The organism is Anoxybacillus sp. ST70 (assembly GCF_019553625.1).
Classification (GTDB): Bacteria; Bacillota; Bacilli; order Bacillales; family Anoxybacillaceae; genus Anoxybacillus; species Anoxybacillus gonensis.
On sequence record NZ_JAHZOF010000037.1, the window covers coordinates 1 to 467 of the forward strand.

Below are 467 nucleotides of genomic sequence, written 5' to 3' on the forward strand. Positions count from 1 at the left end.
GCTCAAGGAGTTGCGCATGGGTGAGTTCGATGTGCTTGTCGGTATCAACCTGCTACGAGAGGGACTCGACCTCCCGGAGGTTTCCTTGGTGGCGATCCTTGACGCCGACAAGGAGGGCTTTTTGCGTTCTGAACGGTCCCTTATCCAGACCGTCGGCCGCGCCGCTCGTAACGTCAACGGTCAGGTCATCATGTACGCCGACCAGATCACTGATTCCATGCAGGTCGCCATCGACGAGACAAATCGTCGTCGCGATATCCAGATGGCGTACAACAAGGACCACGGGATCGATCCGCAGCCGTTGCGCAAGAAGATCGGCGACATCACTGAGATGCTGGCTCGCGAGGGTGCTGATACTGACGAGCTCGTCGAGAAGTTCAACTATGGGAAAGGCCACCGCGGCTACAATTCGATGATCACTGACGAGCAGCGAGCCGCCCAAGGCAGGCGACTCGACGTCTCGAAGA

At 58.0% G+C, this 467-nt stretch carries 1 pseudogene; it reads left to right on the plus strand.

Annotation, left to right across the window (positions count from 1 at the left end):
• Positions 1–355, plus strand: a pseudogene (locus tag K1I43_RS15475) (helicase-related protein); the annotation flags it as partial.
• Between the last annotated feature and the right edge of the window lie 112 nt (positions 356–467).